The following is a 23,016-nucleotide window of genomic DNA, read 5'->3' as shown; positions in this document are numbered from 1 at the left end:
TCCAACCCCGCCGACGCGGTTATAAGGCCGCCTCCTCGTTGGGGCGTCGCCAAGTGGTAAGGCAGCGGCTTTTGGTGCCGCCATCCGCAGGTTCGAATCCTGCCGCCCCAGCCAGGTTCCTATCCTTCACGTCATCTCGATCGCGAGCCGCGCGAGCGGCCGGCGTCGCAGCCGGTATATTCCCCGTTTGCAGCGCCGCCTTACTGGCGTGCGGCGGCTGCCATCTCGCGATTGCGCGCCGCAGAGGCGGCCAACGTGTCGACGAGGAGCGTGACCAGCCGGTCGTCCCGGTCGAGCACGTTGAGGCCCTCACGGGTCGAGCCGCCGGGGCTCGCGACGCGATCGGCGAGCATCGCAGGACTCATCTCGGCATCGGCGGCCATCGTCGCCGCGCCGTGCAGCGTCGCCAGCGCAAGCCGCGCCGCCTGATCCTGCGCCAGCCCCAATGCGGCACCTGCCCGTGCGAGCGCGTCGGCGAAGCGGAAGACGAAGCCGGGGCCGCAGCCGGCGAGCGCGGTGACGTCATCGAACTGCGCCTCGTCAGCGATCCACTCGACCAGCCCGAGCGGCGCCATCCATTCGGTCAGTTCGCCTCGCGTCGCTTCGTCCGCCGCCGAGGAGAAGAGCGCCACCACGCCCTGCCCGATCGCGACCGGCAGATTGGGCATCGCGCGCACGACCGCGCCAGCATCACACAGCGTGGCAAGCGTCGCTTCCTCGACGCCGGCGAGGATCGAAACCAGCAGACGCGGCGTATGCCCCGCCAACGGGCCGTCGCGAAGCTGGCCCAGTTGCTGCGGCTTGAGACCGAGCAGGATGACGTCGAACCCGCCGTCTCCCGCATCCGCTTCCGGGATGGCCGGCACGACCCGCACGCCTTCGGGCATCGCCCGCCCGCTCGGGCTGACCACGGTGACATCGGCGGGTGACAGTCCGGCGGCCAGCCAGCGGCGCAGCATCGCGCCGCCCATATTGCCGGCGCCGACCATCAGCAGCCGCATCAGGCCTCGCCCTGCGTCTCGATCAACGCGGCGGCGAGCGCCTCCTTGGGAGTCTTGCCGCCCCACAGGACGAACTGGAATACCGGGTAGAACCGCTCGCATTCCTCGATCGCCGATTCGACGAGCAATTCGGTGGCGCCGAGCGACATCGTGCCGTCCTCCTCGCCATCGATCATCGCGGCGTGGCGGTAGAGCAGCACGCCCGAGGACGACCAGAGCTCGAAATGGCCGATCCACAATTGTTCGTTGACCAGCCCGATCGCCTCATACACCGAACCACGGCGATCGTCGGTGACCTTGATGTCCGGAAAGGCGAGGAATTGCAGGACGCTGTCGTCCTCGCGCCAGAGCGCGCGCAATTCGTAGCTGGTCCAGCTGCCCTTGACCGTCGCGACGATCTCGTCGTCGTGGCGTTCGTGATCCCAGCCGTGCGCGGCATAATAGGCCTCGAGCATGTCGATCGGGGCGTCGGGTTCGGATTCGTGTTCAGCGTGGTCGAGCATCGTTACGCCTCTATCGCACGACAAGGCTGCCGAGGCAAAAACGCCAAGGCAACCCCATCGTGGACAACACTGTCGATAAACCTGTGGAAAAGCGGGTCAGGCGGTGGGTACCGGATCGGCAGCCGGCGTGGCGGTGGCACCTAGCCGCGCCTCCAGCGCATCGATCCGGGCCTTGAGCGCGTCGTTCTCGTCGCGCGCGGCGACCGCCATCGCCTTCACGACCTCGAACTCGTCACGGCTGACGAAGTCGAGACCGCCGATCCACTCGCGCGCCCGCGCCCGCGCGCCCGATTCGGCTTCGCGGCCGACGCCCGCCAGGGTGCCGGCGGCGCCGTTCACCAGCTTTACCAGATCGTCGAACAGGCGGTTGTCGGATTGCATATCAAAGGTCCCGGAAAGCGAAACGGAAGTGTCAGAGCATCTGGGACGTATGCGCCGCCGGCACAAGGGTTTCGGCATCCGGGTTGAGCTGGCCGATGCGCCAGGTCAGCACCCCGGCAAAGCTGATCCACACCAGATAGGGCACCATCAGCCACGCGGCGAGCGGCCGGATCCGCCCGAACAGCACGGTGGTGATCGTCGACACGACCAGGATCGCGATGATGACCAGCAGCGCGGCGCCGACCTGATGCATGCCGAAGAACAGCGGCGTCCAGGCGAGATTGAGCAGGAACTGCACCGCGAAGGTCGCCAGCGCCAGCCCGCGGCCCCGCGCGCCGCGCGCATGGAGGATCATCGCCACCGCGAGCCCGAGCAGGATGTAGAGCGAGGTCCAGGCGACCGGGAACACCCAGCCCGGCGGGGTCAGCGCCGGCTTCTGCAACGCGACATACCAGCTGTTGTCGGCACCTGCCGGCACCGCCCGACCGGATGCAAAGCCGAGCAACAGGATCAGCGGGACCGTGAAGACCGCCCAGCGCAGGAACGACACCCGCAACTGCCCCTTGGATGCGATGCCGCCCACCCCATGCTCCTCACCAGCGTTTGCGTCTGCTTGCCGCACCGCCCGGCCTTCGTAAAGCACCCGTATCGGCGATCGTTCCCATTGTAGATCAATCGCGTATTGCAGCGACCAGATATTCCACATTGCCTTCCGGCCCGGTGATCGGACTCTCCACCACGCCGCTCACCGGCCAGCCCGACGCGGACAGCCACGCCACCACCGCATCGCAGACCCGGGTGCGCACCTCGGGATCGCGCACCACGCCGCCCTTGCCCACCTCGCTGCGGCCCGCCTCGAATTGCGGCTTGATCAGCGCCAGCAGCCGCGCGCCCGGCGTCGCGAAGCTCATCGGCCGCTCCAACACCTTGGCAAGGCCGATGAAACTGGCGTCGCAGACGATCAGGTCGACCGGTTCGGGGATGTGCGCGGCGGTGAGGATACGCGCGCTGGTCTGTTCGTGGACGACGACGCGCGGGTCCTGGCGCAGCTTCCAGGCGAGCTGGTTGGTGCCGCTGTCGACCGCATAGACGCGCGCCGCGCCGCGACTCAACAGCACGTCGGTGAAGCCGCCGGTCGACGAGCCGACGTCGATTGCCACCGTATCGGTGACGTCCCAGCCGAAATGATCCAATCCGTGCGCCAGCTTGATACCGCCACGCGACACCCACGGATGATCGCGCCCGCGCACGTCGAGCGCCACATCCTCGGCCAGCGTCTGCCCGGGCTTGTCGACCTTCCTGGTGCCGGCGAAGACCAGCCCCGCCATGATCAGCGCCTGCGCGCGGGTACGCGATTCCGCCAGGCCGCGGTCGACGAGCATCTGGTCCACACGGGTCTTTGCCATGCGTCTCCCTAGCGCCGATCGTCCCGTCACGTCACCCCGCCCGCGCCCGCTTTCACTCCGGCGCTCGCCGCCTTCCACTGGCCGCATCCGCGATTGCCTAGTGGAACGGTAGGATTAACTTCGGGGTTGAGGACGATGTGCAGGACGATGGGTCCGAACGCCGGCCCGATCCGCCCTTTCACACGGAGGGAGATGCAGCCATGACCGGATTTTCCAGTTTCGAAAGCGCGCAACCGACCATCCTGACCGTGCCGGGCCTCGGCGGCTCCGGGCCGTCGCACTGGCAGACGCTGTGGGAGGATTCGCGTCCCGACACGATGCGCGTCGAACTCGGCATGTGGAACACGCCGCATCGCAACGCCTGGGTGACCAAGCTCGACCAGGCGATCGCCCGCGCCGAAGCGCCCGTCATCCTCGCCGCCCACAGCCTCGGCTGCCTCGCGGTGGCCTGGTGGGCGGAGCTCAGTCCGCAGCCTTATGGCTGGCCGGTGGCCGGCGCGCTGCTGGTGGCGCCGGCCGATGTCGACCGGCCGGGGGCGCCCGAGGAGTTGCGCGGCTTCGCGCCGACGCCGCGTACGCCCCTGCCCTTTCCGTCGATCCTCGTCGCATCGAGCGACGATCCCTGGATCGGCATCGACCGCGCGCACAGCCTCGCCGCGCAATGGGGCAGCCATTTCATCGATGCCGGTCCGCAGGGCCATCTCAACGCCGCCAGCGGCATCGGCTGGTGGGAAGAGGGGCAGGAACTGCTCAACCGGGTAATCGCCGCCGGCACCGACAGCCACGGACGCGCCCGCCCGCCGAGCGACGCCCGCTCGATCCTCGCGATCAACGCCACCGAGGCGGCGCAGGCGCATTATCTCGGCCGGTAAGACCGCTCAGGCGGGCGCGAACGGAATAACGACCCGGACGCGCCCGTCGACGAGTAGGCAATGGTGCACCGTCGTAGGACGCCTTACGCTGTGGACTGGAGCCCGCCGGGCACGCCTAATACGACTTATCGCTAGGAGTAGCTTGCCTGCTTCACCTTAACGCCAAACAGAACGGTGATCAGCCGTACGCAGCGATCTGCCGTATCAGTCGACCGTGCGGGACGCCGTGTCCTGCTGTTCGCGCCCCTTTGCGGTCGCTGCCTTCATCGCGCGGTAGAGGCGGACGTTGAGGCCGATCAGCATCACCAGCGCAAGGCCGGTGATGACGATGACCGCAGTCCACCCCTTCATGCGCGCGCCCCCTCCGTCACCTCGGTGCTGTTGTGGCGCAGCGTCTTGAGCACCGTCTGGACGATGTGGTCGGCGTCGAGACCCGCCTCGGCATATTGCTTCTCGGGCTTGTCCTGGTCCTGGAAGGTATCGGGCAGGCGCATCGTGCGCAGCTTGAGCCCGCCGTCGATCAGCCCCTCGTCGCTCGCCAGCGTCAGCACGTGCGCGCCAAAGCCGCCGACCGCATTCTCCTCGATCGTCACCGCGACCTCGTGGCTGGTCAGCAGGCGGCGGATCAGCGCCTCGTCGAGCGGCTTGGCGAAGCGCAGATCGGCGACCGTGGTCGACAGCCCCTTGGCCTCGAGCACGTCGGCAGCCTTAAGCGCCTCTTCCAATCGGGTGCCGAGCGACAGGATTGCGACCGTCTTGCCCTCGCGGACGATACGGCCCTTGCCGATCTCCAGCCGCTGCGGCACCGCGGGCAGATCGACGCCGACGCCGTTGCCGCGGGGATAGCGGACCGCGATCGGACCGCTGTCGTGGCACGCGGCGGTATGCGTCATATGGACCAACTCCGCCTCATCGGCGGCCGCCATCACGACGAAATTGGGCAGCGTCGCGAGATAGGTGACGTCGAACGAGCCCGCATGCGTCGCGCCGTCGGCGCCGACCAGCCCGGCGCGGTCGATCGCGAAGCGCACCGGCAGGTTCTGGATCGCGACATCGTGCACGACCTGATCATAGGCGCGCTGGAGGAAGGTCGAATAGATCGCGCAGAACGGCCGCATGCCCTGCGCGGCGAGGCCCGCCGCAAAGGTCACCGCATGCTGTTCGGCGATGCCGACATCGAAGGCGCGGTCGGGGAAAGCCTTGGCGAACCGGTCGACGCCGGTGCCCGACGGCATCGCCGCGGTGATCGCGACGATCGTCGGATCGCGCTCGCCCTCCTTGACCAGCGCGTCGCCGAAGACGTTCTGATATTGCGGCGGGCCGGGCGGCGCCTTCGCCTGCGCGCCGGTGATGACGTCGAACTTCTGGACGCCGTGATATTTGTCCGCCGCCGCCTCCGCCGGGGCATAGCCCTTGCCCTTTTTGGTGACGACGTGGACGAGGATCGGCCCCTCCTCCGCATCGCGGACGTTCTCGAGCACCGGGATGAGATGGTCGAGGTTGTGCCCGTCGATCGGGCCGACGTAATAGAAGCCGAGTTCCTCGAACAAGGTGCCGCCCATCGTCATGCCGCGGGCGAATTCGTCGGTCTTGCGCGCGGCGGCGTGGAAGGGCCGCGGCAGGCGGCGCGCGAACTTGCGCAGGATGTCGCGGACGCCGAGGAACTCGCGGCTCGACACGATCCGCGACAGATAGGCCGACAGGCCACCGACCGGGGGTGCGATCGACATGTCGTTGTCGTTGAGGATGACGACCAGCCGGTTGCCCGCCTGTTCGGCGTTGTTCATCGCCTCATAGGCCATGCCGGCCGACATCGAACCGTCGCCGATCACCGCGATGCCGCGGCCGGGCGTGCCGGCCAGCTTGTTCGCCACCGCAAAGCCCAGCGCCGCCGAGATCGAGGTCGAGCTGTGCGCCGCACCGAACGGGTCGTATTCGCTCTCGCTGCGCTTGGTGAAGCCGCTGAGCCCCCCACCCTGGCGCAGCGTACGGATGCGATCGCGGCGGCCGGTCAGGATCTTGTGCGGATAGCATTGATGGCCGACGTCCCACACCAGCCGGTCGCGCGGGGTGTCGAAGACATAGTGGATCGCGGTGGTCAGCTCGACGACGCCGAGTCCCGATCCGAGATGCCCACCGGTCGATCCGACCGCGGAGATCGTCTCCTGCCGCAGTTCGTCGGCCAGCTGGCGCAACTGCTCGGGCGGGAGTTTTCGCAGCTCTTCCGGTGTGTTGACGGTATCGAGCAGCGGCGTTTCGGGTAATTCGGCCATCGGACCCGTCTACGCGCTTGTGCGATGAGTGTCGATTGGCGGCGCGCGCAAGATCAGGCGCAGTCGGCGCACTTGCCGCGAACCTCGATCACCGGACGAATTGGTGCAAAACCAACGGCTTGCGCGGCACTTCGGACACCGCGGGTGACCGTGTCGTCGTCGAGGTGCACGGTTTGCCCACACGAATCGCATACCAGAAAGATACAATCATGCAGGCAATCGGGATGCGCGTTGGCGACGTAAGCGTTTGAGCTTTCGACCTTCCGCGCCAGATTGGCAGCAACGAACACGTCGAGGATACGGTAGATGCTGTTGGCGGCGACGCGGCGGCCCTCGCTCTTCGACATGGCCTCGGCGATGTCATAGGCGCTGGCCGGCTTGGTGAAGCCCACCAGTGCGGCGAAGACGTTGGCGCGCATCTGCGTCCATTGCTCGCCGGACTTCTCCAGCGTCGCCCGCGCGGCCTTGGTGAGGTCGGCGCCCTGCGGCTCGTGATGATCGTGATGCGCCTGACTTGCCATGACGGGGATTTAGGTGGCGCTCGACGCGATCACAAGCGGCGTCAGATGACCGCGCGGCGGTTGAGGTCGTGGCCGAACGCCAGCAGACCGACGCCGATCACCGTCCACAGCGTCTCCGCACCGCCGCCGCCCTCATGCGGCAGCGTCATGGCGCCGGCCATGATGCCGAGCCCGAACGCCCCCATCGACGCGGGCATGACATAGCCGTGCTGCATCACGCCGCGGCCGAGCGCGACGGCGCCAAGGAAGATCGCGATGGTCAGGCCGATCTCGTGGAAGATCGGGTTGAGCAACAGCCCGCCGGCCGCCGACAGCATCGCCAACAGAACGGCGCTGGCAATGCAATGGACCACGCACAGGCCCGACAGCGCGATCGCGGCGCGATCGAGCCAAGCCCAGCCGAAACGGCGTGCAGAGTGAGTCCCATGCGTCATCGCAACCGCTCATCTAGGCGGCTGTCCAGTACGTTACAATATCACATGCCTGCATCCTGTGCGATTTTTTGGCCGCGGTTCGTCGATTAGATCGAACCGATGAACTCCGGATGCACCATCTCGATGGAGCAACCGCCACCGCGCCGGAAAGCTGGCGATTTTTTTTGTTATCCATAGCCATGCCACGCACCGCAAATGTTCAGCCGGCCTATGCGATCTGGAACGCCAACGTCGCGCTGGTGCGGCCCGGCGACGGCTGGCAGCTGCGTGCCTATGTCAAGACCATCACCGACACGTCCTATGCCAGCTTCCTGGCACCGGGCACTTTGCCGGCACCGTCCGCTTCGTACCGCGCGACGACCGCCGTTATGGCGGGCTGCTGCCGCGCAAGAACTTGTGAGGCGCGCCATAACCGTCGTCGAGCGTGGCGAGGAAGGCGATGATGTCGGCGATCTCCGCATCGTTGAGCGGCGGGCGCTCGCCGGCGCGTCGGCCGAACGGCGCGTCTGCCATGTCGATGTTGCCGCGATAGCGCCGCGGCAGGTCATCGGGTACGCCATGGGGATAGATACGGGCTGGCGCGACGTCGCGCAGATTGTAGAAGTCGAGCACCTGCCGCAGCGTGTGGTAGACGCCATTGTGGAAATAGACGCCGCGGCGGGCGGCGTTGCGCAGCGTCGGCGTCAGGAACATGCCGCAATATTGCGTCTGGCGCATGAGGTCGCGGCGCACCGGCCCGCAAAGCCCCATGTCGACGAAGCGGGGATCGCGATTGGCCGGCACGGCGGGATTGCGCGGCACGGCAAGCGCCTCATATTCGGTGTCGGTGAACAGCGGCGGCAGGCCATCGCGCCCGGGCTGGCTGACATGGCAGGCGGCGCAATTGCCCTTCGCGGGATCGTTGAACAGCCTCAGCCCGCGCATCTCCGCCCGAGTCAGCCGCACCTTGCCCTCCAGCCAATGGTCGTACTTGCTGTCGAAGCGGTGGAAGCTCGGATCCTCGATCTGGTAGCGCGCCACCGCCGACATCGCCTCCGCGAACAGCAGGTCGGGGTTGGTGAGAATCGCCTCGCCGAACAGCGGCTTGAATGCATCGCGATATTTGGTCAGCGCCAGTTTGCGGACCACCGCGTGAAGATCGGTATTGGCCATCTCGTCGGGGTTCATCAGCGGCCCCGACGCCTGGTCCATCAGCGTATCGGCACGCCCGTCCCAGAACAGACCGCCCCGCGGCACGAGCGCGGGCGCCGCGCTGGCGCCGCCCGCAACCTTGGTTGCGCGCGCGCCGGCCTGTGCCTGCTGCGCCGCCTGATCGAGCGACGGCGGTGCATCGTCGTCGAGCGCCGGGCCGATACCGAACGGCTCCTGACGGTAGAGATAGGCGAGCGACGGCGGCGGCCGCAGGCCCTGCGGAGCGAGGCCGACACCGCCCGGCTGGAGCAGGCCGCCGTTGGGCGGACCATAGCTGCGCGCCGGGCTGTGACACGATGCGCAGGATTGCTGGCCCGAGGCGGACAGCGACCGGTCGTAGAAGATCTGGCGGCCGATCTGCGCCAGTGCGCTGAGCGGCTGCACCGGCGGCCGGATGAGCGCGACAGGATGCGGGTTGAAGCCGGTCACGTCCTGCAACAGGTCGCCGAACATCGCCGGCGCGCGCTCCGGCCGCGCGACGAAGACGCCGGCGGTGCCGAGCAGCGACACGAGCAGCACCGCCGCGGCAAGCAGGAAGACGATGCGGCCGCTCCACAGCAGCCGCGACGGCGTCGACGGGGCCGCAGCCGGTCGATCGGTCATGGGGTCAGGCATCGACGCTCACATGGTCGGCCCCGCGCGTCCTATGGGGCGCGGGACCGATCCGCATTCAGGCCGCAGGGGCCGAGGACAATTTGGTGCCGGTCTTCGGATCGACGTAGAACGGCGTCAGCCGCGGCGCACGGTTGAAGTCGAACATGTTGAGGATGCTGCCGGCGATCGAGTCGTTCGAACCGCCGCCGATCCGCGCGCCCTTCAGCCAATTGTCCTCGATGAAACGAATCACCGACGACTGGGTGATCGGGGTTTTGTCGACGTAATTGACCTTCGCGTAAGGCGAGACGATCAGGAACGGGATGCGCGATCCCGGCCCGCAGCGGCCGTTCACCAGCTTGCCGTCCAGGCCGACCGCCTGCCGCGCACCGAAGCCGTCGCACTTGCCCTTCGCGGTGACCTGATCGGCGTCGGCATCGAACGACGAGGTGACGATGTTGGGCGACTGATGGTCGTACCAGCCATCGGAGTCGTCATAGAGGATGATGACCGCAGTGCTCTTCCAGTCGGGCTGCTGCTGGAGGAAATTGAGCGTGTTGGCGATGAACGCCTGTTCGTCGAGCGGGTTGGAATTGCCGGGATGGCCATCCTGATAGGCCGGGGCCTTGATGTAGTTGACTGACGGATAGTTGCCCGCCTTCACCGCAGTGACGAAGTCGTCGAAGTCATATTGGTGATGCACGGGCGCGGTCGCCCCCGGCGCGTCGAGTACCGGGTCCGTCCGACCGATCATCGCCACCGAACTGGGCGGCGTGTGCTGCAGGTTGGCGGTCGAAGCGTAATATTGGAACCAAGCGTGGTGCGGGATGTAGTCGGTCACCGTCCGGTTCGTGTTGGGCGATACCGTCGTCCGCTTGCAACCGGTCGAACCATTGGGATTGGTCGTCTTCACGCTGAAACCGCCCATGAAGCCGCCCCAGGTGATGCCCGCCGCATTGAGCAGGTCACCGATATTCTTGCCGCTGAGGGATACCGGGTCGCCGCCTTTGGTGCAGACATCGCCTTTGGGATCGGGGTCGCCAATGACCGTCCAACCGCCTTGGCCGTCTGCCACCGTGCCGTTGCCCTGCGTAGAGCCGGCGGTGGTGCCGCCGACGACGTTCAACGCACCCGGCGTCGACGGTCCGAACGTATCGGTGAAGGCGTTGTCGCTCATCGCGAAGTTCTGGGCATAGTTCCACAGCGCAGTGACCGTGTTGCCATCGAAATAGCCCATCACCTGTGCCGCCGTGCCGAAGGCACCCGCACCACCCTTGCTCCCGCGCCCGGTGTATTTGACGAAGGCATCCATGCGACCATTGTTGGTGGCCCGCTGTTCTGCCGTATAGCCGTGGTTCTGGCTCGCGGTATCGAACTGCGCACGGTCGAGGCGGAAGGGGTTCATCAGCGAAGGCGCAATGCCGGTCGAGATATTGTCAGCGTTGGTCGTGTTCGGGTTGTTGGTCAGCAGCGTCGTATTGCTGAGGTAACCGTTCACGAAGGGCGTGTCGACGGTCGCGGTGAACACCGGCTCACCGGCAGGATTGCTCGCCTGCGGATAGGTGCCGAAATAGTGATCGAAGGACTGGTTCTCACCGAAGATCACGACGAGATGCTTGATCGGCGTGGCCGTCGGCAGGAGGTTCTGTTCGGACTGGGCGGTCGGCGAGGACGAGGCGCTGGGCGTCGGCATCGCCGTGACGACGGGCACCGACGCGTCCTGCGAATCCGACGAGCACGAACTCAGCAGCAGCGCCAAAGCGATCGTCCTCAGCGAAGAAACACCCCGTATCGTCATCATAATCCTCCGTGCCGCCTGCGGCGCTTTGCCGGACATCGCCGCCGTCGCCGTCGAAATGGCGCGCAGGACGGTCGCTGTTGATCCGACCACGGCCCCCCGGCCGATGCCGGCGCCCTAATCAGTCGGACGTGACACACGGATGACGATAGTTATATTGAGAATGACTTGCAGATCAAAACTGCGGCTTTTACCATCAGAACTGCTGGTCCGCTTAGTTCATCCGCATGAAAACGCATCACTTCTACTTCTGCAAAAATATTTGCATGAGGGGAATGCTTGCGGGACGGCTCCTCTCGCCGCGTCTTCCGGCACGACGACGCCGGCCGGCGTCGTGAATACGCCAGCCAATCCGTATCGGCTCCGATCATCGATGGTGCGGGTGGTCGGGCTCGAACCGACACTCCTTTCGGAACGGGATTTTGAGTCCCGCGCGTCTACCAATTTCACCACACCCGCACGAGGGCCGCTGCGCAGCCGACGCTTGCGAGACCGAGGGAATCGCAACCGACGGGCCATCTTGCCGCCCTGCCCGTCACCCGAAGCGCGCCCCGGACCGTGTCCGCCGACCGCCATCGCGTGATGAGGGACCCGCCGGTAGCCCGTCGCCAGCCGGATCGCAAGCGTGTTGACGGCGAAATGCGCGCCCAAGCCATGCTAATCCATGTCGTTGCGACGCATCGCGCGCCGTGCTGGATTGACGCATTCGCTGATGAACGGTGCGACTAACATGATGGTCGAACAGAATATTCTGGAGCAGCAGGTCGCGCGTGCGTTGCAGCAGGCGGACGCCATCGGCGACTGTCTGATCGCGGCGCTGCTCAGCCAATGCCTCGAACTGATTCACAGCCGCGAGCCGGCCCGCGACTGAAGCATACCGTCAGCTCGCCGGGGCACGGCGGCGATAGCTCAATGCCTCCGCCACGTGCACACGGCCGATCGTCTCCGTTCCCGCAAGATCGGCGATCGTGCGGGACACGCGCAGCACACGATGGAACCCGCGCGCCGAAAGCCGCATCGCCTCCGCCGCCTGCGCGAGCAGGGCGCGGGCAGGCGGATCGAGCACCGCGTTTTGCTCCAGCAGGTCGCCATCAGCCTCGGCGTTGGTGCGCACGGACGTATCCGCATAGCGTTCGCGCTGGATATGCCGCGCCGCCGCGACACGCGCCGCGACCTCGGCCGATCCTTCGGACGGCGGCGGCAGGATAAGCTCCGCGGCGGTGACGGCAGCGACCTCGACGTGAAGGTCGATGCGGTCGATCAGCGGCCCGGACACCTTGGCCTGATAGTCCGCGGCGCAGCGCGGCGCGCGGGCACAGGCGAGGCTGGCGTCGCCGAGATGGCCGCAGCGGCACGGGTTCATCGCCGCAATCAGCTGCACCCGCGCCGGGAAGGTCACATGGGCATTGGCGCGGGCGACGCTGACCACCCCCGCTTCCAGCGGCTGGCGGAGCGAATCGAGCACCGCGCGCTGGAACTCCGGCAGCTCGTCGAGGAATAGCACGCCGAGATGCGCCAAGCTGACTTCCCCCGGCTTCACCTTGAGGCCACCGCCGGTCAATGCCGCCATCGAGGCGCTGTGATGCGGGCTGCGGAACGGCCGGTTGCGGGTCAGCCGCCCGCCCGCGAGCGTCCCCGCGACCGACTGGACCATCGAAACCTCGAGCGCCTCGGCGGCATCGAGCGGCGGCAGGATACCGGGCAGGCAGGACGCCATCAGCGACTTGCCCGCGCCGGGCGGCCCGACCATCAGCAGGTTGTGACCACCGGCGGCGGCGATCTCCAGCGCACGCTTGGCGACCTCCTGCCCCCTGACCTGACGCAGGTCGGGCCCATGCCCCACCGGCTCCACGTCGCCCGGCGGCGGTGCGGCGAGCAGGCCGTGGCCCTTGAAATGGTTGATGAGCGCGAGCAGGTCGGGCGCAGCGAGCACCTCGATCGCGCCGGCCCAGGCCGCCTCCGAGCCTTGCGGCGCCGGACAGACCAGCCCCTTCCCCTCGGCACTGGCATGCATCGCGGCGAGCAGCACGCCCGGCGACGGCGCGATCCGGCCGTCGAGGCCGAGTTCGCCGACCACGACATAGTCGGCGAGTTGCTCGACATCGATCACCGCCATCGCGCCGAGCAGGGCAAGCGCGATGGGCAGGTCGAAGTGCGACCCTTCCTTGGGGAGATCGGCGGGCGACAAATTGACGACGATCCGCTTGGGCGGCAGCGCGAGCCCGAGCGCCGAGATGGCGGCGCGGACCCGCTCGCGGCTTTCCGCCACCGCCTTGTCACCGAGACCGACGACATAGAAGGCGGGGACGCCGGGGATGAGTTGCACCTGCACTTCGACCCCGCGCGCCTCCAGCCCGAGATACGCCACCGTCTGGACGATCGCTGCCATCTGTCACCCCCGTGGCTCCACCATAGCGGCATCGCCGCCGCGACCGTCGCGCACGCCGCAATCGGCAGCGTCTTGCACAGGTAATACACGGCACCTATGTCGCCCCCGATGGCGTATCGAACCCCTGCCCTTCCGTTGACTTCCGCGTCCCGCCTCGGTAAGCGCGCCCCATCAAGGCCGTCCGCGTGGCGGCCCTTTTCTATTCAGACGATCAGGGAATGAATCATGAAGCGGACCTTTCAGCCGAGCAATCTGGTGCGTGCACGTCGCCACGGCTTCCGCGCCCGGATGGCGACGGTCGGCGGCCGTGCGGTGATCCACGCGCGCCGCGCGCGTGGCCGCAAGAAGCTGTCGGCGTAATTCAGGTGCCGGACGTCGGTCCTGCCGACGTCCGGGGCCCCGTCGGTGGAGCCGACATATCGGTGACGACCGGCGGAGCCGAGATACGCACGATGACGCTGCGCCGCGATTTCCTCGCGGCCAATGCCGGCAAGCGAGCGCCGATGCCGGGGTTCGTCTTGCTGGTGCACGATCGCAAGGACGGTGATCCGGCGATTCGGGTCGGCTTTACGGTTACGAAGAAAATTGGCAACGCCGTCGTTCGGAACCGCATGAAACGGCGGTTGCGGGCGTTGGCGCGCGAGCTATTGCCCGCGGGCGGCATCCGCGGTGCGGATCACGTGCTGATCGGTCGCGATGGCGGCATCGAACGCGACCATGCCCTGCTCAAGGCCGAATTCGGCAAGGCGCTGGGCAAGATCGCCCGCGGCGAGGACTCACCGTCCCGGCCCCGCGGTCCGCGCAAGCCACGTCGATGATCGCCCAGATTCTCATCTGGATAGCGCGCGGCTGGCAATTGGGCCCGTCGGTGATCCTGCCGTCGTCGTGCCGCTATCAACCCTCTTGTTCGGCCTATGCAATCACCGCGCTTCGCCGCTATGGCGCCGCCAAGGGCGGATGGCTGGCGGCGAAGCGGATTGCGCGTTGCCATCCCTGGGGCGGGTACGGACCCGATCCCGTCCCTTGAGCTACGGGGCTGTATTTTGAACAAAGAACGCCAGAATTTCATCCTGTTCGCGGTCTTCGCGGCGGTGATCCTGTTTGCCTGGCCGCTGATCCAGGGCAAGTTCTTCCCCGTGGCCAATCCGCCGGTGACGAAGATCGTCAACGGCAAGTCGGTGCCGGTGACGACCAAGACCGCCGATCCGACCGCCGACGCCCCCGCCGTGACGCGCAGCCGCCAGGTGGTGCTGGCCGAATCGCCGCGCGTGCGCATCCAGACGCCGACGCTGCAAGGCTCGATCAACCTCAAGGGTGCGCGCATCGATGACCTCGTGCTGGTCAAGTACAAGGAAACGATCGCCAAGGATTCGCCGCCGATCCGGCTGCTGTCCCCCGCTGGCGCGCCCGAGGCCTATTTCGCCGGTTTCGGCTGGCGTGACGACGGGCTGAAGCCCCCCGCCGCGGACACCGTCTGGACCGCATCGTCGCAGGTGCTCGCGCCGGGCCGGCCGGTGACGCTGACCGCCGCCAATGCGACCGGCCAGCGCTTCGCGATCGAACTGTCGGTCGACGATCAATATATGTTCACCGTTAAGCAGACGGTGCAGAATGGCGGCGGCGCACCGGTGCCGGTCGCGCCTTATGGCTACGTCAACCGAGTCGGCGTGTCGAAGGACCCCGGCACGTGGCAGATCCACACCGGCCCGATGTCGGTGCATGGCGGCGGCGCCGATTACGGCACCAAGTTCAAGGACCTCGACAAGGCGCCCGAGAAGTTCACGACGACCGGCGGCTGGCTCGGCTTCACCGACAAATATTGGCTGACCGCGCTCGTGCCCGATCAGGCCGCGCAGTTCGACGGCCAGTTCCGCGCCGGCGCCAACACCGCCTATCAGGCCGATTATGCCTTCGCGCCCAAGCTGCTCCCCGCCGGCCGCGTGCTGACCCAGACCAGCCGCTTCTTCGCCGGCGCCAAGGAGGTGAAGGCGCTCCAGCATTACGAGAATGACGCCGGCGTCACCAAGCTCGACAAGGCGATCGACTGGGGCTGGTTCGAGATCGTCGAAAAGCCGATCTTCACCTATCTCGACTGGCTGTTCCGCATGGTCGGCAATTTCGGCGTCGCGATCATCCTGCTGACGGTGACGATCCGCGGCCTGATGTTCCCGATCGCCCAGCGGCAGTTCGCCAGCATGGCGAAGATGCGCGCGATCCAGCCGAAGATGAAGGCGATCCAGGAGCGCTACAAGGACGACAAGCCGCGCATGCAGCAGGAGGTGATGGCGCTCTACAAGACGGAGAAGGTCAACCCCGTCGCCGGCTGCCTGCCGACGCTGCTCCAGATTCCGATCTTCTACGCGCTGTACAAGGTGCTGATGCTGACGATCGAGATGCGTCACCAGCCGTTCGTCGCGTGGATCAAGGATCTGTCCGCGCCCGATCCGCTGACGCCGCTCAACCTGTTCGGCTATCTGCACTTCACTCCGCCGCACATGATCGCGATCGGTGTCGTGCCGATCATCCTCGGCATCTCGATGTACTTCCAGTTCAAGCTGAACCCGGCACCGATGGACGATACGCAGAAGCAGGTGTTCGCGATCATCCCCTGGGTGCTGATGTTCGTGATGGCGAGCTATCCGGTCGGCCTGCAGGTCTACTGGATCGCCTCGAACTTCCTCGCGATCCTCCAGCAGCGCGTGCTCTATGCGCGTCACCCCGACCTCAAGATTGCGGCCGCCAAGTGAGCGAGGATGTCGCCATTCCCGAGGACGAGGGCTTCTCGGACGAGCTGATCGAGCAGGCGCGCAAGACCTTCGCGGGTCCGGTGAGCTTCCTCAAGTCGGCGCCGGCGCTGGAGCATCTGCCCGCGCCGGTGGTGCCCGAGGTGGCGTTCGCGGGCCGGTCGAACGTCGGCAAATCGTCGCTGCTCAACGCGCTGACCGGGCGCAACGGGCTGGCGCGCACCTCGAACACGCCGGGCCGGACGCAGGAGCTCAACTTCTTCGACGTCGGCGCGCCGCTGGCGTTCCGGCTGGTCGACATGCCGGGCTATGGCTTCGCCAAGGCGCCCAAGGACGTCGTCAAGAAATGGCGCTTTCTGGTCAACGACTTCCTGCGCGGACGTGACACGCTCAAGCGGGCGCTGGTGCTGATCGATTCGCGGCACGGCATCAAGGATGTCGACCGCGAGATCCTCGAGATGCTCGACAAGGCCGCGGTGAGCTACCGCCTCGTCCTCACCAAGGCGGACAAGGTCAAGGCGACTGAACTGGCCGACGTCATGGACAGCGTCGCGGCGGAAGCGCGCAAGCGGCCGGCGGCCCATCCCGATATCCTGGCCACGTCGAGCGAGGGCGGCATGGGCATTGCCGAGCTGCGCGCGGCGGTGCTCGAGGCGGTGGGCTGATCCCGACGCGCTGACCCGGTCCCTCAAGTCGGGCGGCGGCCACACATATACCGTCACCCCGGACCCGTTCCGGGGTCCACTCCGCGACAGGACGTACGGCTTGAGGCGCGGGCATACGCCCGAGGCCCCGTGGACCCCGGAACGAGTCCGGGGTGACGGGTGGGCGTGGCGGAGTTCGATCCCCAGCCGAGCATGCTGGACCTACCCTCCCCGCGCGGCTAGTCCGTTGAGCATGAAGCTCATCATCGGCAACAAGGCCTATTCCAGCTGGTCGCTCCGCGGCTGGCTGGCGTGCAAGCAATCCGGCCTCCCGTTCGAGGAGGTCGTGGTGCCGCTCTACGACGCCGAATGGGACCGCCGCCGCGAGGGGGCTGAATTCGCGCCTTCCTCGGGCAAGGTGCCGATCCTGTGGGACGGCGAAGCGGTGGTGTGGGACAGTCTTGCGATCGTCGACTATCTCGCCGACAAGGTCGGGCGCGAGCGGTTCTGGCCGGCCGACGAGGCGGCGCGCGCGATGGCGCGGTCGATGGCGGCGGAGATGCATTCGAGCTTCACCGCGCTGCGGCGCAAGCATGCGATGAACATCCGGCAGGTGTTCCCCGCCAGGCGCCCGGATGACGACGTGCTCGCCGATCTGGCGCGGATCATGGAATTATGGGCGCAGGCACGGGCACGCTTCGGTGGCGGCGGCGACTTCCTGTTCGGGCAGTTCGGCGCGGCGGACATCATGTTCGCGCCCGTGGTGACGCGGATCATCACCTATCAACTGCCTGTCGCCCGGTTCGCGCTCGGCTATATCGATGCGGTGGTGCATCATCCGTGGATGCAGGACTGGATCGCCGGCGCGCAGGAAGAGGATTGGGTGATCCAGCAATATGAGCAGCAACCTGCGTGACCGATGTCGTCGCGCTCGCGCAGGCACTGCTGCGTGCAGAGAGCGTCACGCCGGCGCGTGGACCGGTGTTCGACGTGCTGGAGGCGGCGCTTGAGCCGATCGGGTTCGCCGTCGATCGCTTCGTCATCGGCGAGGCTCCGGATGGGCCGGTCGAGAATCTGATCGCGGTCCGCGCGGGGACGGGCCAGCATCTCGCGTTCGCCGGGCATGTCGACGTCGTGCCGCCGGGGGCGGGCTGGACCGGCTCGCCGTGGTCGGGCGAGGTGCGCGGCGACCTGCTCTATGGTCGCGGTGCGGTCGACATGAAGGGGGCGGTCGCCGCCTTCGTCGCCGCGGCGGCGCGGGCGGAGGGACCGACGCTGAGTCTGCTGATCACCGGCGACGAGGAAGGGCCGGCGACGTTCGGCACGCCGGCACTGATCGAGCGGATGGCGGTGCGCGGCATCGCGCCCGATCTGTGCCTCGTCGGTGAGCCGACCTCGGTGCGGCAGCTCGGCGACATGGTGAAGATCGGGCGGCGCGGCTCGGTCAATATCTGGATCGTCGTGCCGGGGCGGCAGGGGCACGTCGCTTATCCGCATCTCGCGGACAATCCCGCGGGCAAGCTCGCCAAGGCGCTGGCCGCGTTGCAGACGATGGGGCTCGACCATGGCAACGCGTGGTTCCAGCCGTCGAACCTCGAGATCACCGACATTGCGGTCGGCAATCCCGCGCACAACGTCATCCCGGCGCGCGCCGAGGCGCGGGTCAATATCCGGTTCAACGACGAGCAGAGCGGCGCCGCGCTGGTCGAGCGGGTCACCGCGCTGGTGCAGGAACATGCCCCCGGCGCGGCGGTGACCGGCAAGGTGTCCGGCGAGGCGTTCCTCACCGCGCCGGGGCCGTGGACCGCCGTGCTCAGCGCGGCGATCGAGGCGCAGACCGGTCTGGTCGCCGAACTGTCGACCTCGGGCGGGACGTCCGACGCGCGCTTCCTGTCGCGGCTGTGCCCGACGGTGGAGTTCGGGCTGGTCAATGCGACGATGCATCAGGTCGACGAGGCGGTCGCCGTGGCCGATCTGGAAACGCTGGCGGCGGTCTATGCGGATGTGATCGGGCGGGTGGCGCAACTTTGAATCCTCCCCCGCCAGAGGGAGATTGTCCCGCGTAGCCGGGTGGTGGAGAGGCGGACGCGGTGGCTTATCGCGTGTAACGCCGCCCGTCCTCCGCTGCGTCAGCGCAGCGCGCTGTCCCACCCCCTGACGGGAGAAGTGTTACGCCTTCCCCCGCCGCAGCACGATATAGAGCGCCCCCTGCCCGCCGTGGCGCGGGTGTGCGCCCCTTACCGCAGCGATCGCATCGGCATGACGCGACGCCGCCAGCCAATCGGCGATCGCGGCACGGATCGCGCCGCGCGCATGCGGGCGTTCGCTCTCCGGCCGCGGCGGCTTGCCCGTCACCAGCAGCAGCACGCGGTCGCCGCGCGCGATGGCGCGCGACAGGCCGTCGTCGAGCATCGCATGCGCCGAACTCAACGTGTGGCCGTGGAGGTCGATCGAACTGTCGGGGCTGACGATGCCGCGGGTCAGGCGCTTGTCCCAACTGCCGTCGAGCGTGTTCTGGCGGGGTGGCGGGGGCGCGGCGACGGCCTTGGCGAGCGGCGGGCGCGTGGCCATCGCGCGGGTCAGCGCCTTGGAAGGCTTGGTCGCCTTGGGCGGCGCCGGAGCGGGCGCGGGACGCGTCGGCGCCGCGACCGCGCGCAGCGGCTTCACCGTCGCCATCACGCGCGCCCACAGATCGGCCTCGTCAGGGTTGAGCTGGCGCACCGGCCCCTGCCCCGTAATCGGCCGCGGACGGCGTGTAGCGGTCGGGCCGGACCCGCGCGAGCGTGCCGACCGGCAGCAGCAGGAAGGCGGTGCCACGCGCCGCCATCCCGCCCGCGGTCGCCTCCGCCACCGCGCCCGCGCCCCAGAAGGTGTCGAAGCGGTTGGCGCCCTTGATCGCGCCGCCGGTGTCCTGCGCCACCCACAGGCCGCTCGCGTCCTGACGGTCCATCGACAGGAACACCGGCGCACCGAGCGGCACGTATTTCACGTCGGCCGCGGCGCTGACCCCGCCGTTGACGACATAGCCCATCGCGCCGACCGGCGGCGTGTCGAGCAAGCGGAAGAAGACGAAGCTCTTGTTCTCGGCCATGATCGCCCGCCCCTCTTCGGGATGGGCGCGCAGCCAGGCGACGATGCCCTGCATCGAGGTCTGACCGGGCTGGAGCAGCCCGCGCGCCTTCATCAGCGCGCCGATGCCGGTGTAATCGCGGCCGTTCTGCGTATCGTAGCCGACGCGCATGATCTCGCCACTGGGCAGGCGCAGGCGGCCCGATCCCTGGATCTGGAGGAAGAAGACCGACGCCTCGTCGGCGCCCCAGGCGAGCACCGGCGCCTTGCCGTCGAGCACGCCGGTGTCGATCGCGGCGCGATCGTAATAGGGCACGAGATTGCTGCCCTGAACGCGGCCGCGGATCTTCTTGCCCTTGAGCGCGTCGCTGAATTTGCCGAGGTCCACGTCGATCAGGTCGTTGGGCCGCGCGTAGATCGGCACGGTGTAGCCGGCGCGGCGCTCGCGCGAGGCGGCGATCTCCGGCTCGTAATAGCCGGTGGCGAAAGCCTTGCCATCGCCGACCTGGACCGCCTCGAAATAGCTGGTGAAGAAGCTGCGTGCACCGCCGCGTGGCACGCTGGCGGCGGCGGTGCAGGCGGCCTGCCAGTCGGTGCCGCGGGTCAGGCCCGACGCATCGGTGCGGCGCATCAGGCCGGGGCAGCTGGTGAGGAACGCCTGCCGTGCCGCCTCCGCCTGCGCCTCGGTGATCGGCAGCGTGTCGAGCGCGGGACCGGGGGCGATACCGGCGGCCGCAGCGGTGGTCGCGCCGGGATTGGCGACGACCGGGGCCGCGGGCAGCGGCGTGGCGGGCTGGATGCGGCCATCGAAGCTGCGGCCGCTCGCGATCGGCTGGCCGGCGGTGCCGGGGCGGGCCGCGGGGCGGCTTGGCTGGCGGTCCGGCTGGGTGCTCGGCTGCCGCCCGGGCTGGCGCGGCGGCGCATTGCCGGTGGCGAGCGGCACGACGCGACCGCCGCAGGCGCTGAGGGCGAGAGCCAGCGCAATGCTGGCGAGTGCACGATTACCGGTCATCCAAGTCCCCGTAGGGCCGCCTAACATCTTGCGGCATGGTGCGGCTGTGCCGAACGCGGCTGGTGGCGACAAGGGTTAAGCGATCGTTGCGCGGACAAATGCGGACGGGCGGCGGGTTGGTGGCATGGACACCTTCCGAAACGATCGCGAAGGTCGGCTCCGTTTCTGCGATCATCGCCGAGGGTGGAGGGTGGCGACCGGCATGGACGCGGTATAACAGCGGGGGGTGGGTGTAGGATAGCGCGGGGCTCGGTGATGGTGCCGTGAGTGGCGGCGTGGCTTTCTGAGAAGCGGTCTTCTCACGGAGGTGCGGAGGCGTTTCGTCGGCCGCGGTAGTTGCTTCCGCCAGCACCGGGGGCGAAGCCTACGCGGCCTTGGGCAGTCCATCTCCGCGCCCGCGCGGGACTGATTGTCCTGCCGACGGCGATGATCGTTCAGGTTCGGCCAAGGTCGCATCGGTCCGGTATGTCAAACGTGGAAGTGACGGACGCCTTGCGCCCCATCCGCGCGGCAACAGTACGCTCAGCGTTCCGGCCAACGTCCTCTCCACCACCCGGCCGCGCGCAGTCGCTAGGCAAGGCAATTGCACAGAAGCGTTTGCGCGGGTCCGTCGTCTTGCCAAGCCCACCCCGTCACCCCGGACTTGTTCCGGGGTCCACCCTGCGGCGAGGAGAAAGGCTTGAGCCTCCTGCCGTTCACTTGCGGCGCGGTGGAACCCGGAACAAGTCCGGGGTGACGTGGGGGCTTGGTGGGACGCAGCGGACCCATAAGCGCCCGTGTTGCGGCTGACACTTCAACCATCCGCCACCCGCCGAGCAGTCTTACGCCTCGTCGGTGTCGGCGAGCTTCCAATTGGGGTCGCGGCTCTTGAGCGTGCGCGCGAAGGTCCAGACGTCGTGGGTCTCGACCGCGTCGGTCAGCGACCCGGCGATCACGTTGCCCTCGGCGTCGCGGGTCACGGCGGCGATGTCCGCATCGAAGCGCACGGTGATCCGCGCGTCGCGGCCCTCCAGCGAGGCATCGGAGATCACCGCGCGCTCGATCGAGACCAGGCGGTTCTCCAGCGTCTCGCCCGCCTCGCGGCGGGCGGCGATCGCCTCACCGAAGGCGCGAACCACATCGGGTTCGGCGAGATCGGCGAGCGCCGCCTCGTCGCCGGCCCAGAAGGCCTCCAGCGTCATGCGATAGGCCGCCTGCGCGCCGGACAGGAACTGGTTGACGTCGAAGCCCTGCTCACCGGCGATGATCGCCCGCAGGCCGGCCTCGGCACGCGGTTCGATGTTGCGGTTGACCGGCTCGCGCGCCTCGACCGACGCGTCGATGGGGCGCGGCGCGAGCGCGATCGCGGCGGGACGGTCGTCGGCCGCGCGCGGCAGCGGCTGCTGTTCGTGGCCGGTGCGTTTGCCGAGCACGCTGTACAGGCGCAGCGCCAGAAACGCCGCCACCATCGCGAGTAGAACTACGTAAAACACCGTGCCTCCGATCTTGACCGATACATAGGCCGAAAACCCCTGCAATTCAAACCTGGGGTTTCGGCCCGCAGGCTTTTGAACCCAGGCCGTTGAAACCGGGTTCGGGCGCTGCTAGGCGCGGGCGCCATCGGCACCGAACGCCCGAGTTGCGGCTTCGGTCCCCGCTTTTTCCGCTTCATTCGAGGATCATTCCCATGGCCGACCAGGACAACGGCACTTCGATCGACATGCAGTCGGCGACCAACGGTGCGGACAGCGCCCCCGCCGCCGGGCTGATCTCGCAATACGTCAAGGATCTCTCATTCGAGAATCCGAACGCGCCGGCGATCTTCCAGAACCCCAACCCGCCCGCGATCGACGTGCAGTTCAACATCGGCACCGCGCAGGTCGGCGAGGAGGTGCACGAGGTGCTGCTGAAGATCGACGTCAAAGCGGAGGCCGAGGGCCAGACCGCGTTCATCGTCGACCTGACCTATGCCGGCCTGTTCGGGCTGCGCAACGTCCCCGCCGATGCGGTGCAGCCGTTCCTGCTCGGCGAAGCGCCGCGGCTGCTCTTCCCCTTCGCGCGCCGCGTGCTCGCCGACTGCGTGCGCGACGGCGGCTTCCCGCCGCTGCTGCTCGAGCCGATCGACTTCGCGCAGCTCTACCTGCAGCAGGCCGAGCAGAACGGCGCCTTCTCGGTCGGCGACGTCGGCCACGCCTGATCCACGGC

At 67.8% G+C, this 23,016-nt stretch carries 26 protein-coding genes and 2 tRNA genes; 12 read left to right on the top strand and 16 right to left on the bottom strand.

From position 1 onward, the window contains the following. Positions 1 to 39 precede the first annotated feature (39 nt). A tRNA-Gln gene (locus HD841_RS20180) sits at positions 40 to 114 on the top strand. 86 nt (positions 115 to 200) lie between these two features. Here the strand turns inward: HD841_RS20180 and HD841_RS20175 are convergent. The 5 genes from HD841_RS20175 to HD841_RS20155 form a co-directional block, all read right to left on the bottom strand. Next, complete coding sequence (locus tag HD841_RS20175; protein ID WP_179510698.1) at positions 201 to 1,001, bottom strand: pyrroline-5-carboxylate reductase family protein; 801 nt, start codon at positions 999 to 1,001, stop codon at positions 201 to 203. Further along, complete coding sequence (locus HD841_RS20170) at positions 1,001 to 1,504, bottom strand: YbjN domain-containing protein (RefSeq protein ID WP_179510697.1); 504 nt, start codon at positions 1,502 to 1,504, stop codon at positions 1,001 to 1,003. The genes HD841_RS20175 and HD841_RS20170 overlap by 1 nt, the downstream gene beginning before the upstream one ends. A 96-nt stretch (positions 1,505 to 1,600) precedes the next feature. After that, entirely contained in the window at positions 1,601 to 1,885 is a 285-nt protein-coding gene (locus HD841_RS20165) for an accessory factor UbiK family protein (protein ID WP_179510696.1), read from the bottom strand. Between the two features lie 31 nt (positions 1,886 to 1,916). Then, positions 1,917 to 2,468 (bottom strand): TspO/MBR family protein, encoded by a 552-nt coding sequence (locus tag HD841_RS20160; protein ID WP_179510695.1) that lies wholly within the window; start codon positions 2,466 to 2,468, stop codon positions 1,917 to 1,919. Between the two features lie 88 nt (positions 2,469 to 2,556). Then, positions 2,557 to 3,291, bottom strand: a complete 735-nt coding sequence (locus HD841_RS20155) for a TlyA family RNA methyltransferase (protein ID WP_179510694.1) — start codon at positions 3,289 to 3,291, stop codon at positions 2,557 to 2,559. A gap of 200 nt (positions 3,292 to 3,491) precedes the next feature. On the opposite strand from HD841_RS20155, the gene HD841_RS20150 reads away from it, so the two are divergent. After that, the gene (locus HD841_RS20150; protein ID WP_179510693.1) at positions 3,492 to 4,163 is read left to right on the top strand and encodes an RBBP9/YdeN family alpha/beta hydrolase; all 672 of its coding nucleotides are present in this window, start codon (positions 3,492 to 3,494) and stop codon (positions 4,161 to 4,163) included. Positions 4,164 to 4,367: 204 nt separating this feature from the next. On the opposite strand, the gene HD841_RS20145 is transcribed toward HD841_RS20150, so the two are convergent. The 6 genes from HD841_RS20145 to HD841_RS20120 form a co-directional block, all read right to left on the bottom strand. Continuing rightward, entirely contained in the window at positions 4,368 to 4,514 is a 147-nt protein-coding gene (locus tag HD841_RS20145; protein WP_179510692.1) for a hypothetical protein, read from the bottom strand. Beyond that, positions 4,511 to 6,436, bottom strand: coding sequence for a 1-deoxy-D-xylulose-5-phosphate synthase (dxs, locus tag HD841_RS20140; protein WP_179510691.1), 1,926 nt, complete (start codon positions 6,434 to 6,436; stop codon positions 4,511 to 4,513). Before dxs ends, HD841_RS20145 begins: the two co-directional genes overlap by 4 nt. Before the next feature lie 53 nt (positions 6,437 to 6,489). Beyond that, positions 6,490 to 6,957 (bottom strand): Fur family transcriptional regulator, encoded by a 468-nt coding sequence (locus HD841_RS20135; protein ID WP_179510690.1) that lies wholly within the window; start codon positions 6,955 to 6,957, stop codon positions 6,490 to 6,492. 41 nt (positions 6,958 to 6,998) lie between these two features. Then, entirely contained in the window at positions 6,999 to 7,391 is a 393-nt protein-coding gene (locus HD841_RS20130) for a MerC domain-containing protein (protein WP_179510689.1), read from the bottom strand. A 366-nt stretch (positions 7,392 to 7,757) separates the two neighbouring features. Further along, positions 7,758 to 9,185: a cytochrome-c peroxidase gene (locus tag HD841_RS20125; protein WP_218845673.1), complete on the bottom strand. Its 1,428-nt coding sequence runs from the start codon at positions 9,183 to 9,185 to the stop codon at positions 7,758 to 7,760. A gap of 67 nt (positions 9,186 to 9,252) precedes the next feature. Continuing rightward, the gene (locus HD841_RS20120) at positions 9,253 to 10,887 is read right to left on the bottom strand and encodes a phospholipase C (RefSeq protein ID WP_218845672.1); all 1,635 of its coding nucleotides are present in this window, start codon (positions 10,885 to 10,887) and stop codon (positions 9,253 to 9,255) included. Here HD841_RS20120 and HD841_RS20115 point away from each other — a divergent pair. Beyond that, the gene (locus tag HD841_RS20115; protein ID WP_179510655.1) at positions 10,874 to 11,095 is read left to right on the top strand and encodes a hypothetical protein; all 222 of its coding nucleotides are present in this window, start codon (positions 10,874 to 10,876) and stop codon (positions 11,093 to 11,095) included. The genes HD841_RS20120 and HD841_RS20115 overlap by 14 nt on opposite strands. 253 nt (positions 11,096 to 11,348) lie before the next feature. On the opposite strand, the gene HD841_RS20110 is transcribed toward HD841_RS20115, so the two are convergent. Continuing rightward, positions 11,349 to 11,433 (bottom strand) — tRNA-Leu (locus tag HD841_RS20110). 253 nt (positions 11,434 to 11,686) lie between these two features. Here HD841_RS20110 and HD841_RS20105 point away from each other — a divergent pair. Beyond that, positions 11,687 to 11,845, top strand: a complete 159-nt coding sequence (locus HD841_RS20105) for a hypothetical protein (protein ID WP_179510686.1) — start codon at positions 11,687 to 11,689, stop codon at positions 11,843 to 11,845. A gap of 9 nt (positions 11,846 to 11,854) precedes the next feature. Here HD841_RS20105 and HD841_RS20100 read toward each other — a convergent pair whose 3' ends face one another. Next, complete coding sequence (locus tag HD841_RS20100; protein WP_179510685.1) at positions 11,855 to 13,363, bottom strand: YifB family Mg chelatase-like AAA ATPase; 1,509 nt, start codon at positions 13,361 to 13,363, stop codon at positions 11,855 to 11,857. A 225-nt stretch (positions 13,364 to 13,588) separates the two neighbouring features. Between HD841_RS20100 and rpmH the strand changes: the two genes are divergently transcribed. From rpmH to dapE, 7 genes are all read left to right on the top strand, one after another. Then, positions 13,589 to 13,723, top strand: coding sequence for a 50S ribosomal protein L34 (gene rpmH / locus HD841_RS20095; RefSeq protein WP_031393806.1), 135 nt, complete (start codon positions 13,589 to 13,591; stop codon positions 13,721 to 13,723). Between the two features lie 92 nt (positions 13,724 to 13,815). Continuing rightward, positions 13,816 to 14,181, top strand: a complete 366-nt coding sequence (gene rnpA, locus HD841_RS20090) for a ribonuclease P protein component (protein ID WP_179510684.1) — start codon at positions 13,816 to 13,818, stop codon at positions 14,179 to 14,181. Further along, complete coding sequence (yidD, locus tag HD841_RS20085; RefSeq protein ID WP_179510683.1) at positions 14,178 to 14,390, top strand: membrane protein insertion efficiency factor YidD; 213 nt, start codon at positions 14,178 to 14,180, stop codon at positions 14,388 to 14,390. The genes rnpA and yidD overlap by 4 nt, the downstream gene beginning before the upstream one ends. A 16-nt stretch (positions 14,391 to 14,406) precedes the next feature. After that, on the top strand, positions 14,407 to 16,110 hold the full coding sequence (gene yidC, locus HD841_RS20080; RefSeq protein WP_179510682.1) for a membrane protein insertase YidC: 1,704 nt from the start codon (positions 14,407 to 14,409) through the stop codon (positions 16,108 to 16,110). After that, complete coding sequence (gene yihA, locus HD841_RS20075) at positions 16,107 to 16,772, top strand: ribosome biogenesis GTP-binding protein YihA/YsxC (RefSeq protein WP_179510681.1); 666 nt, start codon at positions 16,107 to 16,109, stop codon at positions 16,770 to 16,772. The genes yidC and yihA overlap by 4 nt, the downstream gene beginning before the upstream one ends. 232 nt (positions 16,773 to 17,004) lie before the next feature. Beyond that, positions 17,005 to 17,667, top strand: a complete 663-nt coding sequence (locus HD841_RS20070; RefSeq protein ID WP_179510680.1) for a glutathione S-transferase — start codon at positions 17,005 to 17,007, stop codon at positions 17,665 to 17,667. Then, entirely contained in the window at positions 17,664 to 18,782 is a 1,119-nt protein-coding gene (dapE, locus tag HD841_RS20065; protein ID WP_179510679.1) for a succinyl-diaminopimelate desuccinylase, read from the top strand. Before HD841_RS20070 ends, dapE begins: the two co-directional genes overlap by 4 nt. Before the next feature lie 138 nt (positions 18,783 to 18,920). On the opposite strand, the gene HD841_RS20060 is transcribed toward dapE, so the two are convergent. The 3 genes from HD841_RS20060 to HD841_RS20050 form a co-directional block, all read right to left on the bottom strand. Beyond that, positions 18,921 to 19,427: a Smr/MutS family protein gene (locus tag HD841_RS20060; protein ID WP_179510704.1), complete on the bottom strand. Its 507-nt coding sequence runs from the start codon at positions 19,425 to 19,427 to the stop codon at positions 18,921 to 18,923. A gap of 25 nt (positions 19,428 to 19,452) precedes the next feature. After that, positions 19,453 to 20,832 (bottom strand): murein transglycosylase A, encoded by a 1,380-nt coding sequence (mltA, locus tag HD841_RS20055; RefSeq protein WP_179510678.1) that lies wholly within the window; start codon positions 20,830 to 20,832, stop codon positions 19,453 to 19,455. Positions 20,833 to 21,653: 821 nt separating this feature from the next. Beyond that, complete coding sequence (locus HD841_RS20050; RefSeq protein ID WP_179510677.1) at positions 21,654 to 22,304, bottom strand: Tim44/TimA family putative adaptor protein; 651 nt, start codon at positions 22,302 to 22,304, stop codon at positions 21,654 to 21,656. A gap of 194 nt (positions 22,305 to 22,498) precedes the next feature. Here HD841_RS20050 and secB point away from each other — a divergent pair, with 194 nt between their 5' ends. Beyond that, positions 22,499 to 23,008, top strand: a complete 510-nt coding sequence (gene secB, locus HD841_RS20045) for a protein-export chaperone SecB (RefSeq protein ID WP_179510676.1) — start codon at positions 22,499 to 22,501, stop codon at positions 23,006 to 23,008. Positions 23,009 to 23,016: the final 8 nt, after the last annotated feature.

It is taken from the genome of Sphingomonas melonis (assembly GCF_013409985.1).
Taxonomy (GTDB): domain Bacteria; phylum Pseudomonadota; class Alphaproteobacteria; order Sphingomonadales; family Sphingomonadaceae; genus Sphingomonas; species Sphingomonas melonis_A.
Note: the sequence above shows the minus strand (reverse complement) of the source record. Positions and strands in the feature narration are given on the sequence as shown.